At 39.2% G+C, this 13,360-nt stretch carries 12 protein-coding genes; 9 read left to right on the top strand and 3 right to left on the bottom strand.

Annotation, left to right across the window (positions count from 1 at the left end; genetic code table 11):
* Window positions 1-27: 27 nt before the first annotated feature.
* Together KZC02_RS01130 and KZC02_RS01125 are read right to left on the bottom strand one after the other, a co-directional pair.
* Window positions 28-1,332 carry a Gfo/Idh/MocA family protein gene (locus tag KZC02_RS01130; RefSeq protein ID WP_221392409.1) on the bottom strand — a complete coding sequence of 435 codons (1,305 nt, stop codon included), beginning with the start codon at window positions 1,330-1,332 and terminating at the stop codon, window positions 28-30.
* 98 nt (window positions 1,333-1,430) lie between these two features.
* Window positions 1,431-2,729: an acetylxylan esterase gene (locus tag KZC02_RS01125; RefSeq protein WP_221392408.1), complete on the bottom strand. Its 1,299-nt coding sequence runs from the start codon at window positions 2,727-2,729 to the stop codon at window positions 1,431-1,433.
* 167 nt (window positions 2,730-2,896) lie between these two features.
* On the opposite strand from KZC02_RS01125, the gene rluF reads away from it, so the two are divergent.
* From rluF to pgi, 9 genes are all read left to right on the top strand, one after another.
* Window positions 2,897-3,652: a 23S rRNA pseudouridine(2604) synthase RluF gene (gene rluF / locus KZC02_RS01120; RefSeq protein WP_221392407.1), complete on the top strand. Its 756-nt coding sequence runs from the start codon at window positions 2,897-2,899 to the stop codon at window positions 3,650-3,652.
* A gap of 106 nt (window positions 3,653-3,758) precedes the next feature.
* On the top strand, window positions 3,759-4,466 hold the full coding sequence (locus KZC02_RS01115) for a hypothetical protein (RefSeq protein ID WP_221392406.1): 708 nt from the start codon (window positions 3,759-3,761) through the stop codon (window positions 4,464-4,466).
* Window positions 4,467-4,488: 22 nt separating this feature from the next.
* Complete coding sequence (locus tag KZC02_RS01110; protein ID WP_221392405.1) at window positions 4,489-5,229, top strand: hypothetical protein; 741 nt, start codon at window positions 4,489-4,491, stop codon at window positions 5,227-5,229.
* Between the two features lie 93 nt (window positions 5,230-5,322).
* Window positions 5,323-7,515 (top strand): alpha-galactosidase, encoded by a 2,193-nt coding sequence (locus tag KZC02_RS01105; RefSeq protein WP_229253941.1) that lies wholly within the window; start codon window positions 5,323-5,325, stop codon window positions 7,513-7,515.
* Between the two features lie 101 nt (window positions 7,516-7,616).
* Entirely contained in the window at window positions 7,617-7,811 is a 195-nt protein-coding gene (locus tag KZC02_RS01100; protein ID WP_221392404.1) for a VOC family protein, read from the top strand.
* Window positions 7,812-7,842: 31 nt separating this feature from the next.
* Complete coding sequence (locus KZC02_RS01095; protein ID WP_221392403.1) at window positions 7,843-8,940, top strand: family 20 glycosylhydrolase; 1,098 nt, start codon at window positions 7,843-7,845, stop codon at window positions 8,938-8,940.
* Between the two features lie 37 nt (window positions 8,941-8,977).
* Window positions 8,978-10,180, top strand: a complete 1,203-nt coding sequence (locus KZC02_RS01090) for a heparan-alpha-glucosaminide N-acetyltransferase domain-containing protein (protein ID WP_221392402.1) — start codon at window positions 8,978-8,980, stop codon at window positions 10,178-10,180.
* Between the two features lie 105 nt (window positions 10,181-10,285).
* Window positions 10,286-11,125 carry a sugar phosphate isomerase/epimerase gene (locus KZC02_RS01085; protein WP_221392401.1) on the top strand — a complete coding sequence of 280 codons (840 nt, stop codon included), beginning with the start codon at window positions 10,286-10,288 and terminating at the stop codon, window positions 11,123-11,125.
* A 112-nt stretch (window positions 11,126-11,237) separates the two neighbouring features.
* Entirely contained in the window at window positions 11,238-12,887 is a 1,650-nt protein-coding gene (pgi, locus tag KZC02_RS01080; RefSeq protein ID WP_221392400.1) for a glucose-6-phosphate isomerase, read from the top strand.
* Here pgi and KZC02_RS01075 read toward each other — a convergent pair.
* Window positions 12,866-13,255 carry a VanZ family protein gene (locus KZC02_RS01075; RefSeq protein ID WP_221392399.1) on the bottom strand — a complete coding sequence of 130 codons (390 nt, stop codon included), beginning with the start codon at window positions 13,253-13,255 and terminating at the stop codon, window positions 12,866-12,868. The genes pgi and KZC02_RS01075 overlap by 22 nt on opposite strands.
* Window positions 13,256-13,360: the final 105 nt, after the last annotated feature.

Raw genomic sequence — 13,360 nt, 5'->3', positions numbered from 1 at the left:
ACTTTAAACTCTTAACTTAATACTGACCTACACTTTCGGATATTCCCACTTACCCCTGTATTCCCGGCTTAGTAATTTATTTGCATCTGCATCGCCCGGAATTTCTTCTTTTTCTCCATCCCAGATTATACTGCGCCCAAGTTTGTATGAAAGCATGCCAAGTAAAGCTACATTAGTCGAACGCTGCCCTACTTCAATTTCGCAAATTGGCGGCGTATTGGTTTTGATGGAAGTTAGGAAATTGCCCCACAATTCCTGGATATTCTGATCATCAGGTTTGTTCAGCTGTGCATCCTGATGAATAACAGGTTTGTTGGGGTTGGTCGGGTAAAATGTCCACCCGTCAAGCCAGCCCATATGAAAAGTACCTTCCGTACCATAAAAATAAACTCCTACCGCCTGTTTAGGATCAGTTTTTTCTGCATTGTTTGCTGCAAAATTCCGATGTTCCCATTCGAGCGTGAAACCATCAAAATCGTAAACCGCCACCTGATGGTCTGGCGCATCAGTGTTATCCTGCCTGATTGCCCTGCCGCCGGTTGAATATATCTTCCTGGGATATTTTTGTTCGGACCACCACATAACCTGGTCAAGCCAGTGTATGCCCCAGTCTCCCAAAGTTCCGTTGGCGAAGTTCAGATAATTCCTGAACCCTTTTGGATGTATGGTTTTGTTATAAGGTACCAATGGTGCAGGACCGCAATAAAAATCCCAGTCTAAACCTTTTGGTGGTTCAGAATCTGCAACTTTTTCTCCCGGTCCACCGCCGTAATGCACAAAGGCTCTGGCCATTCCGATTTTTCCGGCTTTTCCAGATTTTAAGAATTCCATGCCTGAAATATTATGCGGAGACACACGACGATGGGTACCAACCTGTATAATCCGCCCATGTTTTCGGGTTGCGTTTACCATAGCCCGGCCTTCCCTGATTGTATGTGAAATCGGTTTTTCGACATAAACATGCGCACCTGATTCGATGGCCGCAATACAGCACAACGGATGCCAGTGGTCGGGAGTTGCCACGATAACAATTTCTGGTTTTTCTTTACTCAATAACTCCCTGTAATCCCGGTAAAGTTTGGGTTTGTCCGGTGTGAGACCGGATATTTCTGCCGAGCATAATTTAAGCTGGTTTTCATCAACATCACAAATTGCAATGACCTTGCATTCGCCGGATTTAATGGCACAACGAAGTATATTAGTTCCCCACCATCCGGCACCAACCAGTGCTACCCGGTAAGGAGCCGTTCGATTCAATGCCGATAACAGTGGGAGTGAAGAAAATGCAGCGCCTGCCAAGGCAGATTTTTCTATAAATGTCCGACGATCCATTTTTTATAATTGTTGATTATTAATAGTTAGATATAGTGAAAGATTTAACGGAATAGCCTTAATCACTTAATGGTAAATTGTTATTAAATCATTCGGTCTCATTTTCCTTTCAGTTTACCGATCAGCCAGTTGTTCATGGCATCCTTCTCGTCAGCATATGTCCAGTGGCCGGTATCCAAATACAATTTGAGTTCTTTTGGCGCAGAAGTAACGTTATACGCTGCATACATGGATGTAGGAGGGCAGGTTTCATCGTTGAATCCCCACATGTAATAACCCGGCACTTTCACGCGTCGTGCAAAGTTGACTACGTCGTAGTAACTGACTGTTGCTATTTTTTCTTTTGTATTATTAATTTTTACACTTGTTTTATCAAAGTAGTGCGGCCAACCGCCAGCTCTTCCATGTAGATAGCCGGTGACATCGCTTAAAGCAGGATAAAAAGCACCTAGCCACTTCACGCGAGGATCCAAACCAGCAGTAATAATGGATAATGCACCTCCCTGGCTTCCGCCTGTAACTGCCAGATTCTGACCGTCGTATTGAGGTAAGCTCGTCAGAAAATCATTGGCACGGATGCAACCCAGATATACCCTTTTATAATAAAATTTATCCCGATCGTCCATATTGTAAGCTGGATAACCATTCAGTACACCCATTCCCAAATCTGTATAAACAGACGGGTCCATAATTACAGGAATACCATGAATGCCTATTTCCAGCGTAATGATATCATTTTCTGCCGTAGTTACATCTCCGTAATATGGCCGTACGCCAGCTCCCGGAACCCTAAGTAAGGCAGGATATTTTCCTTCTTTTTTGGGTATACTTAATATCCCGTAAACTCTGACGCCGGGTTTATTATTTTGAAGATTTATGTGATATACATTTACCTTGGATGTGCATCTTTCCGGAAGAAGGGTCATTTTGGCGTCTATCGGAACGGCTGAAAGTTCTTTTTTTGCTGTTTCCCAGAAGCTGTCAAAGTCTTCCGGATTTGCAACAGTCGGTTGTATTTGAAGTGGATCAAAACCAGCCGTTGCCAAGCCGCGATACTCGGAGCCGTCTACAATGGCATAAGCAATACATCTTAGGAAACCGGGTGTTTTTAATGTCCCTCCATCAACTGTGATTTTTCCTTCGGCAGTGGTTTTATTTTCTTTAATGGCCGGATCTAATTTTTCCAATCCGATCTCATATCTGACCGGTACGTTTTTCAGCATATTGCCATTTTGCATAACCGAAATAGTAAACTGTACTTTTTCGCCCGTTTTATATGTCCAGTCTTCATGATTGGCTGCTACAATCACCTCTACATAACGTTTGACTGGCTGTGCATTAACAGATAAAACCAATAACCAAAGGTGAAAACTGAGCAGGAAAATGGATTTTTTCATAAACGGACTGTACATTAATTTTAAGATTAGTATTGAAGTAAAGGAAGAAATTGCCGGAATCTTTGATCTGTAAACGATATTTTTTCTGATTTAAAGTAATTTGCATTAAAATCAATACCCAGCCTTGTGCAACGGCGTTTAACAATTATTCGATTTACGTAAATACATTGAATTTGATCCGAATTAATAAATTTATCAGTGAAACAGGTTTTTGTTCAAGGAGAGAAGCGGACCGGCTGGTGGAGCAGGGGCGTGTTACCCTGAATTCCAGAATAGCGGTTTTAGGTGACAAAGCCACGGAAGCCGACGACGTTCGTGTGGATGGGAAGCCAATAAAATCAAGAAAAGCATTTGCATATATTGCTTTCAATAAACCGGTTGGAATTACCTGTACCACTGAAAGACAAATCAAAGGAAACATTATTGATTACATCAAACATCCTGAACGCATTTTCCCAATTGGCCGGCTTGACAAACCATCCGAAGGTTTGATATTCCTGACCAGTGATGGCGATATCGTGAACAAAATTTTACGTGCAGGAAATAATCATGAAAAAGAATATTTCGTAACTGTGGACCGGCTTGTAACAACTGATTTTGTGAAAAAAATGTCAGATGGAATTCCAATCCTGGACACGGTTACAAAAAAATGTATTGTACGGAAAGAAGGAAATTTAACATTTACTATTATTCTTACTCAGGGTTTAAATCGCCAGATCAGGCGTATGTGTGAATATTTAGGTTATAATGTAACCAGGCTGAAACGAGTCAGGATTATGAATGTAACATTGGAAAATTTACCCAGTGGAAAATGGCGGGATCTTACGGTTGATGAAATGAAATTTATTAATGCCGCCGTTGAAAGTTCTGTAAAAACAGAAGAAGGTTCTGTTATTTCTGATTGGAGTGAGGAAGAAGATTAGAATAATCAGGGTTTAAACAGAGCATAATTGGATTGCAGTTTTATAATTATTTAATTGTATTTTTAGATAATATAAATGTAATAACAATGATTTAGGATTTTAGTCTATGAAAATCTGCATTCTAACTCCAATTTATTTCCTGATAAGTATCAGTTCTTTTGCTCAAAGCACTGGTAATACCTATAAGGTAAAAAACGGAACAGATATTTCACAAGCCATACCTTTTGGGGAACGGTACAAGTATGAATTATTCAGGAATGGCAAAGTGTACTTTCGAAATGGTAAAATTTCTACTGCAAAACTGAATTACAGCTTATTTCATGGGGAAATCCAGTTTATTAATCTTCAAAATGACACACTGATGCTTGCCGATAATGATTTTATCGACAGAATAGAAATTGGTAATGACCTGTTTTATTACGTTCGTAAGAATGGGCACATTTGGCTAAAAAATAATTTTGGTGAAATAAAGCTTGCCGAAAAACAAAGGCTGATGATAATGGGGAAAGAAAAGTATTCTGCCTATGATCAGTATTCCGCAACATCTTCTATTTCAAGTTACTCTTCTTTTAACAATGGCAATGGTGTGGCTCTCGGATTGAAGGGAAACGACAAAGCAGTTTTAAGAAAAAAATCGATCTATTATTTAATTGATAAGAATCAAAGGTTCTATTTAGCCAATAAGGCAAGCCTGTTTAAAATTTATCCTGAAAAAAAGAGAATTTTGAACGGATATTTAAAAGAGAATGACATCGATTTTAATAATGAGCAGGATTTGATTAATCTTCTGCAATTCAGTTCTTCAGTAAAATAATCCTCTAACAAAATTCATTAATATGATCACTTTTCAGTTGTTGATAAAATGGCCGGTTTCTATAATTGCATTCTTTATGCTGGTTTACACATCTTATGCTCAGCCGACCAAAGTTCTTCGTTTTAAGAATGGACAGGATGCAACTAAGCATATTTCGACACAGGATCGTTTTCAGTTTATGGATTTTCAGAGTGGAAAGCTATACTTTGCAAATGGAAAATTCACGCCAGCCAAACTGAATTATTGTTATCTGAATGGAGAAGTCATGTATATCGATCATAAAGGCGATACGCTTCTTATAGACAAAAACAACAGGGTTAGTTATGCGGAAATCGGGAAATTTATATTTCATGCTGATCCGGTTAACGGTTACATGCAGGTAGTAGAGGAGTTTGGAAATATTATGCTTACCAAGAAACACCGGTACAAAATGGGTGGTATTGAGAAAAAGGGCGCTTATAATAACAAAAACGAACAGGGTTCGGTATCAAATACTGCCAATTACACTGATCCGATCAGTGGTGTTACAACATCGTTGCCTATTAATAATATAGTACTTTTAAGACCAGACCTTTCGTATTTTATTGTTGATATGAATGGACGTTCTTTTCATGCCGACAAACACAATCTCCTTAAAATATTTTCAAGAAATAAAAGTGCCATCGTTAAATATCTGAATGCAACGAAGATAGATTTTAATGACGAAGAAGATTTGAAAAAAGCAATCCGTTATTGCAGTGAGCTTGAACTTGCAAAATCCTGATTCAATTAGATTTTCATGAGTAGAATGGCCGGGATTTTCATGTTATAAGTAGTAAATATGTAAATACCTGAAATTTTACCTGACCCGAATTGAATGAAAATCACTGCTTTTCTCCTGATAATTGTTTGCTTTACACGTATCCAAGCCCAGAATTTATCAGTCTGGAACACTAAATTCGATCAAAAAAACGAAACAGACTGGCTGGTTAGCCCTGTACAAGAAAAAGCGGGAATTTATAGATCACAAGATGGAAAGGACATTATTCTTTATAATGGACTGGTTAAACGTACGTTCAGGATTTCACCTGATGTTGCCTGTATAGATTTTAAAAACCTGACAACCGGACAGCAGTTGTTAAGAGCTGTAAAACCAGAAGCACGCTTAATGATTAACGGTAAAAATTATAATATCGGTGGATTAAGCGGGCAAAAAGAAAACGGCTATTTATTACCTGAATGGGTTGATCAATTGATATTATCAGACAGTGCTTTCCATTTTACCAACTACATTCTTGGTGAAATAAAACCTGAATTGCATTGGAAAACGTCCATGTGGACCCCGGATAAAAATCTGGCAACTGGAAAAACAATTACATTCAAGTACAAATCTTCTTTGCCGGAAGTACAAGGTTTACAGGTATCCGTTCACTACACCATTTACGACGGTATTCCGCTTTTAAGTAAATCAGTCACTATTCAAAATACCACCGGCGGTTCTGTAATTGTTGACCAGATTGTCAATGAAATTCTGGCAGTTGTAGAAGAAGAAAGTGCTGTGGTGGGAAGTCCTGAGAAGATGGCAAAACCGAATGGAATTTATATTGAAAATAATTTTGCATTTAATAATGCCATGCGTTATCCGTTGAGCGACCAGGCAACGCATTGGAAAGTGGATCCCGCATATACTTCGCAAGTGAATTATGATTTCCAAACACCTTGTCTATTGGAAGTGCATCCTAATATTAACATGGGTGTATCTTTAAAAAAAGGAGAAAAGTTAGAGTCTGTTCGTACCTATGAACTCCTTCAGGACAATTATGACAGGGAACGAAAAGGGTTGGCAATACGGAAAATGTACCGGAAAATTGCACCCTGGATCACTACCAATCCCATTTTTATGCATTTGGTCAGCAAAAATGATGAAGAAGTTATGACAGCGATTGACCAGTGTGCTGCTATGGGATATGAAGCTTTAATCCTAAGTTTTGGAAGCCATTGCAACATGGAAGATACGACGGCAGCAAATTTGAAAAAATGGAAAAAATTGGCCGATTATGCGCATGGCAAGCAAGTTTTTATTGGAAGTTATTCACTATTCAGTTCCAGAAAAATTAGTGATGAAGATGATGTAATTGATCCTAATACTGGTAAGCCTGGCGGCGCTTTTTTTGGAAATGCCCCTTGTATGGGAAGCAAATGGGGATTAAATTATATTGAAAAGTTGAAAATATTTATGACCTATACTGGTTTCAATATTTTTGAAAACGACGGCCCTTATCCCGGTGATGTATGCGCTTCCACAACACATCCCGGACATGAAGGATTGCATGATTCGCAATGGCGCCAAATGGAATTACAAAAGGGGTTGTACCATTGGTGCAATGAAAACGGTGTATATGTCAACGCACCTGACTGGTATTTTCTCGATGGTACCAATAAAATCGGGCTCGGATACAGGGAAGTCAATTTTTCATTGTCAAGAGATCAGCAAAAAATACTGAACCGGCAAAACATATTTGATGCCACCTGGAATGAAACTCCTTCTATGGTTTGGGGGTTTGTACCGCTGGTTAAATACCAGGGTGGAAATGCTGATGCGGTACTGGAACCATTGTCAGAGCATTTGGATGCTTATGAACAACTGATGATGCAATATTATGGAGCAGGAATTCAGGCTTGTTACCGTGGCCCAAGGCTATATGATACGGAGGAAACCCGTAATACAGTTACAAAAGTGATTACCTGGTACAAAAAATACCGTTTGATCCTGAATTCGGACATTATACATTTAGGCCGGGCGGACGGCCGGGATTGGGATGGAATTATGCACGTAAACCCGGCATTAAAACATAAAGGCTTAATAATGCTTTATAATCCTTTGAAGCAGGAAATTATGCGTTCCGTGCGGTTGCCGGTTTATTATACGAACCTGCACAATTCAGTAAGTGTCAGGGAAAAAGAAAATATAGCTAAAACCTACAAGGTGAGCCGGAATTATGAAGTGGTAGTAGCCGTAAAAATCCCTGCAAATAGTTACACCTGGCTGGTGGTTGAAGGAGAGAAATGATTAATTGCAGAGTGTAAATTATTAATTGACCTGATAATTTTACATTTAACACACTATGTGTTAATCTTGGATTATTCAATCATTTCAATCTCCCGGACACGATGCAAAAGATAATACCATTTTTATGGTTCGACGGAAAAGTAGAAGAAGCTATGAATTTCTACGTTTCCGTTTTTAAAAATTCAAAGGGTAATGGATGCCATGCTGCAAATGGTAAAAATGGACATAGGGGCTTTGAAGAATGCTTACGAAGGTTAGAAACAGGTGTTTCATCCGTATCATATTACAGGGAATAACATTATATTCGATTTTCTAAACCTTGTAACCATGATAAGATCACTCTTCGTTTTATTGACAATCGGCATTACACAGGGAATGGTACTCCCTGTGTTGCCAATTACAACCGACTCCACAACTGAAATTAGGGGATTTTGTATTGCTGCTCCTGAACCTTCCGAACACGAAAGATTTCTGACATTCATCGAAAAGGAACTTGTTCCAAGAAACGTAAATATGCTTATACTGCGCGTGGATTTTAATTATCAGTTTGAATCACATCCGGAACTTCGTGATTCAAGTGCTTTATCGAAAGAACAGATCAGGAAAATTGTTTCAATTTGTAAAACCAATAACATCAATCTCATTCCCCAGATTAACCTTCTGGGCCATCAGTCATGGGCTTCAAAAACTACCAATCTGCTTCGCGTTTATCCCCAGTTTGACGAAACACCAAATGTGAAAATGCCTGAAAAATACGTATGGCCCAATGCAGACGGGTTATATTGCAAAAGTTATTGTCCGCTCCATCCGGATGTTCATAAGGTTGTTTTTAGCCTTGTGGACGAAATTATGGATGTTTTTGAGGCCAAAGACTTTCATGCTGGTCTGGATGAAGTTTTTTATATAGGCGAAGATAGTTGCCCACGTTGCAAAGGTAAAAACAAGGCGATCCTGTTCGCAAATGAAGTGGCTGAAATCCGGGATCATCTGGCCGGAAAAGACCGTAAGCTCTGGATATGGGGCGATCGCTTGCTTGATGGAAAAGAAACAGGATTGGGCATGTGGGAGGCAAGTGAAAACAATACGTATCCGGCAGTTGACATGATACCCAAGGATGTAATGATTTGTGACTGGCACTACGTAAGGTCGGAGCCAACAGCTGCTTACCTTTCCATGAAAGGCTTTAATGTGATAACCTGTGTATGGAATAAACCACAAATTGCATTGTCCCAGTATGAAGATTACAAAACTTACAAAGCAAAAGTAAATCCGAAACTGGCTGGCCGTTACCAGGGTATGATGCAAACAATTTGGTCCGGAGCTGGCAGTTTTTTAAACGCAATGGACAATGCAAAAACGGATACTTCAAAAAAAGACGGACAAGTAGAATGTTTTACGCAGCTTTTTGAAGCCATTAACAAATAGTCATAAACTGTCCATCATTTTTACTTTACTCGCCTCCATGCATACTTTGAAAACTTCGTCCATCCGTTTAGATTCAATTGATATTTTTCGTGCATTTACCATGTTCCTCATGATCTTTGTGAATGACCTCTGGTCCTTGAAGGACGTTCCAAAGTGGCTGGAACACAGTGAAGCAGCTGCTGATGACATGGGTTTGTCAGATGTTGTTTTCCCGGCTTTTTTGTTTATTGTCGGTCTATCCATTCCGTTTGCTGTCGCCAATAGGAAATCAAAAGGCGATGATACAAAAACACTCCTGATTCACATTGTTGAGCGCAGTTTTGCTCTTTTGATAATGGGTATTTTTATTGTTAATTATGAGAATATAGTCCCGGAAGGAATGATTATCAATAAGTATGTATGGGAAATACTTATGGTTCTTGCATTTTTCCTTATCTGGAATGTGTATCCCGATAATCCTGATAAAAAATTATTATTTCAAGCTTTGAAAGTATTGGGATATTTGCTCCTTGCCGGTCTTGCCGCTATTTATAAAGGTGGTAACGCAGCTAATCCATCCTGGATGGAAACGCATTGGTATGGCATTCTTGGGCTAATTGGCTGGTCATATCTGATATGTGCAGCAGCATATGTTTTTTGTCAGGATAATTTAATAAGGGTCGTTGCCGTATGGGTTTTTCTTCTACTTTTTAACCTATCCGATTTTGCAGGAATGCTTCAGATTCTTGATGGGATAAAAGATTATATCTGGATAGTTGGATCTGGATCTATGCCGGCTTTTACGATGGCAGGTGTGGTAGCATCTGTGATTTATATACATTATTCAAAATCTGAAAAATCTAATATATTTCCGGTCATACTTGTAATTTTAGCGGTTTTAAGTTTGCTGTATGGTTTTGGAACCAGGCCTTACTGGGGAATTTCCAAAATCAGGGCTACACCTGCCTGGGTTGGTATTTGCAGTGGAATAAGTTTTCTTGCCTTTTCATTTTTCTTCTGGCTGACAGACCTGAAAAAAATTAAAAACTGGGCGTTACCGTTAAAACCAGCCGGAACTGCAACACTGACATGCTACCTGATCCCTTACATCTGGTACGCCGTGATCACACTGGCAGGAATCAGTTTGCCATTATTTTTACGCACAGGAGTTATCGGATTATTAAAATCGCTTACCTTTTCTTTACTGGTTATTCTACTGACAGGATTAATTAATAAACTGGGAGTAAAACTGAAAATTTAAGATAGGCAACTGTCGTCCGGTATCAGTGTGAAAATTTCCTTCAATGGTAAATCTGAACCAATTTTTACTTCTAAGAAAAGAAGTAACTTCAATACACGTATGAATATGAATTCAAGACGAGATTTTGTAAAAATGGGAATTGGCGGAATTGTAGCAGGTAGCTTTGCTGCGATTTCCGGATTAAGCTTTGCCTCAGCACTTAATAATAAAAAAGAGGACTTATTTAAGCTTGGAGTAGCTGGTTACAGTTTTCTGCATTTTAAGCTCGATGAATCCCTGGCTATGATGAAAAAACTTGATGTGCATTATTTATGTATCAAGGATTTTCATCTTCCCTATAAGAGTACAACAGAAGAAATTGCGGCATTTCATGCAAAACTAAAAGAGTCGGATGTGACAGGTTATGCAGTCGGGCCAATTTATACCAAAACGACACAGGAAATTGATAATGCTTTTGACTATGCAAAAAGAGCAGGAGTGAAGCTGATCATCGGAATTCCGATGCATGAAGATCTGGCTTACCTGGATAAAAAAGTGAAAGAATATGATATCCGGTTTGCGATCCATAACCATGGACCGGAAGATAAACTATATCCAAGTGCTGCCTCTGTTTACAGTTACGTAAAAGATCTTGACCCACGCATTGGGCTTTGTTTTGATATGGGTCATAATAAGCGCGATAATCAGGATTCGGTGGCTGATCTGGGAAAGTATGGCAAGAGAATTTTTGATATTCATTTGAAAAACGTAACTGCTGCAACCAAAGAAGGTACAACTTGTGAACTAAGTCGTGGAATTATTGATATTCCTGCGTTTGTAAAGATGTTAAGAAAAGTGAAATATGAAGGCTCGTGCAGCCTTGAATATGAGAAAGATATGAAGGATCCATTAGCAGGAATCGCTGAGTCGGTGGGTTATTTCCGGGGTGTTTGTGATGCTGTTTAACACGAAAAAGTGGTATAGCGTGTTGTAATGTCCTATTTTTGCAAATAGTATAGTTATAAAAAATCAACTTTTACCTTCTGAATTTTATTTCACATATTAAAGCCTCAAAATAATGTTAAAAACCACACCGTTTGATCAGTCGGCGGCTTATAAAAAGCTTAAATCCCACTATAAAACGATTTCGCAAAAACATATGAAATCGTTGTTTGAAGAAGATCCTGACCGTCATAAAAAATTCTCGATCCGGTTTGGTGATATAGTTCTGGATTATTCAAAAAACAGGATTACTACACGTACCCGGGCATACCTTATACAGCTGGCAGAAGAATCAGGGTTGGCTGATGCGATTGAGCAAATGTTTACCGGCGAAAAAATCAATGCTACAGAAGGCCGTGCAGTATTGCATACGGCATTAAGAAACCGTTCGAATGAACCTGTTTTGGTGGATGGAAAAGATGTCATGCCGGATGTAAACGAAGTACTGGCAAAAATGAAAGATTTCTCTGGCCGAGTACGTTCCGGTTCATGGAAAGGATATTCCGGAAAAGAAATCACAGACATAGTAAACATTGGTATTGGTGGAAGTGATCTTGGACCTGTCATGGTGACTGAGGCATTAAAAGCATACAGCAAGAAAGGTTTGAACGTTCATTTTGTTTCCAATGTAGACGGAACACATATTGCGGAAACTATAAAATCGCTTGATCCTGAGACGACGCTGTTCATGATAGCTTCCAAAACGTTTACAACCCAGGAGACGATGACAAATGCACTCAGTGCACGTTCATGGTTTTTGGACAAAGCCGTAGATAACGAACATGTTAAAAAGCATTTTGTTGCTATTTCAACAAACCAGTCCGAAATAGAAAAATTTGGTATTGATCCCGACAATATGTTTGGTTTCTGGGATTGGGTAGGAGGGCGTTATTCACTTTGGTCGGCTATCGGATTGTCTATTTCCTGCTTTATAGGCTACCAGAATTTTGAACAGCTGCTTTCTGGTGCACACGATATGGATAAACATTTCCGTACTGCCAAACTTGATAAGAACATTCCTGTAATTCTGGGTTTACTGGGCGTTTGGTACAACAATTTCTTTGATGCACAGTCGCATGCCATTTTACCGTATGATCAGTATATGCACCGTTTTGCTGCCTATTTCCAGCAGGGTGACATGGAAAGTAATGGTAAATATGTAGGGCGCGATGGCAACCCTGTAAATTACCAGACAGGTCCGGTTATTTGGGGTGAACCTGGCACAAATGGGCAACATGCTTTTTATCAGCTCATTCACCAGGGAACAAAAGTCGTTCCCTGCGACTTCATAGCTCCGGCTATAAGCCATAATCCGCTTGGAGACCATCATAAGATGCTTTTATCTAATTTCTTCGCACAAACGGAAGCGCTTATGAATGGTAAAACGTATGATGAAGCAAAAGCAGAGCTGGAAGCAGCAGGCAAAAGCAAGGAAGAGATTGACTTTTTGACCCCTTTTAAAGCATTCATGGGAAACAAGCCTACGAACTCATTCCTGCTGAAAAAAATAACTCCTAAGGTACTGGGCAGTATGATTGCTATGTATGAACATAAAATATTTGTTCAGGGTGTTATCTGGAATATTTTCAGTTTCGATCAATGGGGAGTTGAGCTTGGGAAGCAACTTGCAAGCAAAATCTATCCCGAATTACAAAATGACTGGCCCGTAACTAATCACGATAGTTCTACCAATGGGCTGATCAATCAATATAAACGCTGGAGATAATGGTCAATAATCATTGACTTAAACGTAAATCCAAGCAGCACACCAGCAGCATCTGCCACAGCATCCCACCAGTCGAAGGTGCGGTCAAATGGCAGAAGCTGTTGGTAAAATTCCAGCCCCAATCCATAAGCCATCCCGGATAAAATCAGGGTCACTGATGACTTTTCCGGATAAGCCCCCCTCCAAAGTATAATCCATACAGCAAATAGTCCTGTGTGAACGATCTTATCAAAACCGGCAACTGGTGCAGCAGGTATATCCTTTCCAGGCCAGGTGCAGGCTGCAAGGATAAGAAATGACCATAACCAGGCAATCCAGGGATTTTTATGTATAAACTTAAATACTGACTGAAAAAAAACAACAACCATTTTAATGATAATTAAAATTTGAATGATTACAAAGTAGAAATATTTATTTTGTATTAGATAAAAATATGTAGAATTACTTGATTAATATGCGGTTTGCTTTTGCCA

It is taken from the genome of Dyadobacter sp. NIV53 (assembly GCF_019711195.1).
Classification (GTDB): domain Bacteria; phylum Bacteroidota; class Bacteroidia; order Cytophagales; family Spirosomataceae; genus Dyadobacter.
The sequence above is the reverse complement of the archived record's forward strand: the minus strand, read 5'-3'. Positions and strand labels throughout refer to the sequence as shown.

Excerpts from the sequence above, each read along its gene's own strand:
- KZC02_RS01110 (WP_221392405.1), top strand. The coding sequence starts at position 4,489 with ATGATCACTTTTCAGTTGTTGATAAAATGGCCGGTTTCTATAATTGCA.
- KZC02_RS01115 (WP_221392406.1), top strand. The coding sequence starts at position 3,759 with ATGAAAATCTGCATTCTAACTCCAATTTATTTCCTGATAAGTATCAGT.
- KZC02_RS01075 (WP_221392399.1), bottom strand. The coding sequence starts at position 13,255 with ATGGTTGTTGTTTTTTTTCAGTCAGTATTTAAGTTTATACATAAAAAT.
- KZC02_RS01130 (WP_221392409.1), bottom strand. The coding sequence starts at position 1,332 with ATGGATCGTCGGACATTTATAGAAAAATCTGCCTTGGCAGGCGCTGCA.
- KZC02_RS01085 (WP_221392401.1), top strand. The coding sequence starts at position 10,286 with ATGAATTCAAGACGAGATTTTGTAAAAATGGGAATTGGCGGAATTGTA.
- KZC02_RS01090 (WP_221392402.1), top strand. The coding sequence starts at position 8,978 with ATGCATACTTTGAAAACTTCGTCCATCCGTTTAGATTCAATTGATATT.
- KZC02_RS01100 (WP_221392404.1), top strand. The coding sequence starts at position 7,617 with ATGCAAAAGATAATACCATTTTTATGGTTCGACGGAAAAGTAGAAGAA.
- KZC02_RS01105 (WP_229253941.1), top strand. The coding sequence starts at position 5,323 with ATGAAAATCACTGCTTTTCTCCTGATAATTGTTTGCTTTACACGTATC.
- KZC02_RS01095 (WP_221392403.1), top strand. The coding sequence starts at position 7,843 with ATGATAAGATCACTCTTCGTTTTATTGACAATCGGCATTACACAGGGA.
- pgi (WP_221392400.1), top strand. The coding sequence starts at position 11,238 with ATGTTAAAAACCACACCGTTTGATCAGTCGGCGGCTTATAAAAAGCTT.
- KZC02_RS01125 (WP_221392408.1), bottom strand. The coding sequence starts at position 2,729 with ATGAAAAAATCCATTTTCCTGCTCAGTTTTCACCTTTGGTTATTGGTT.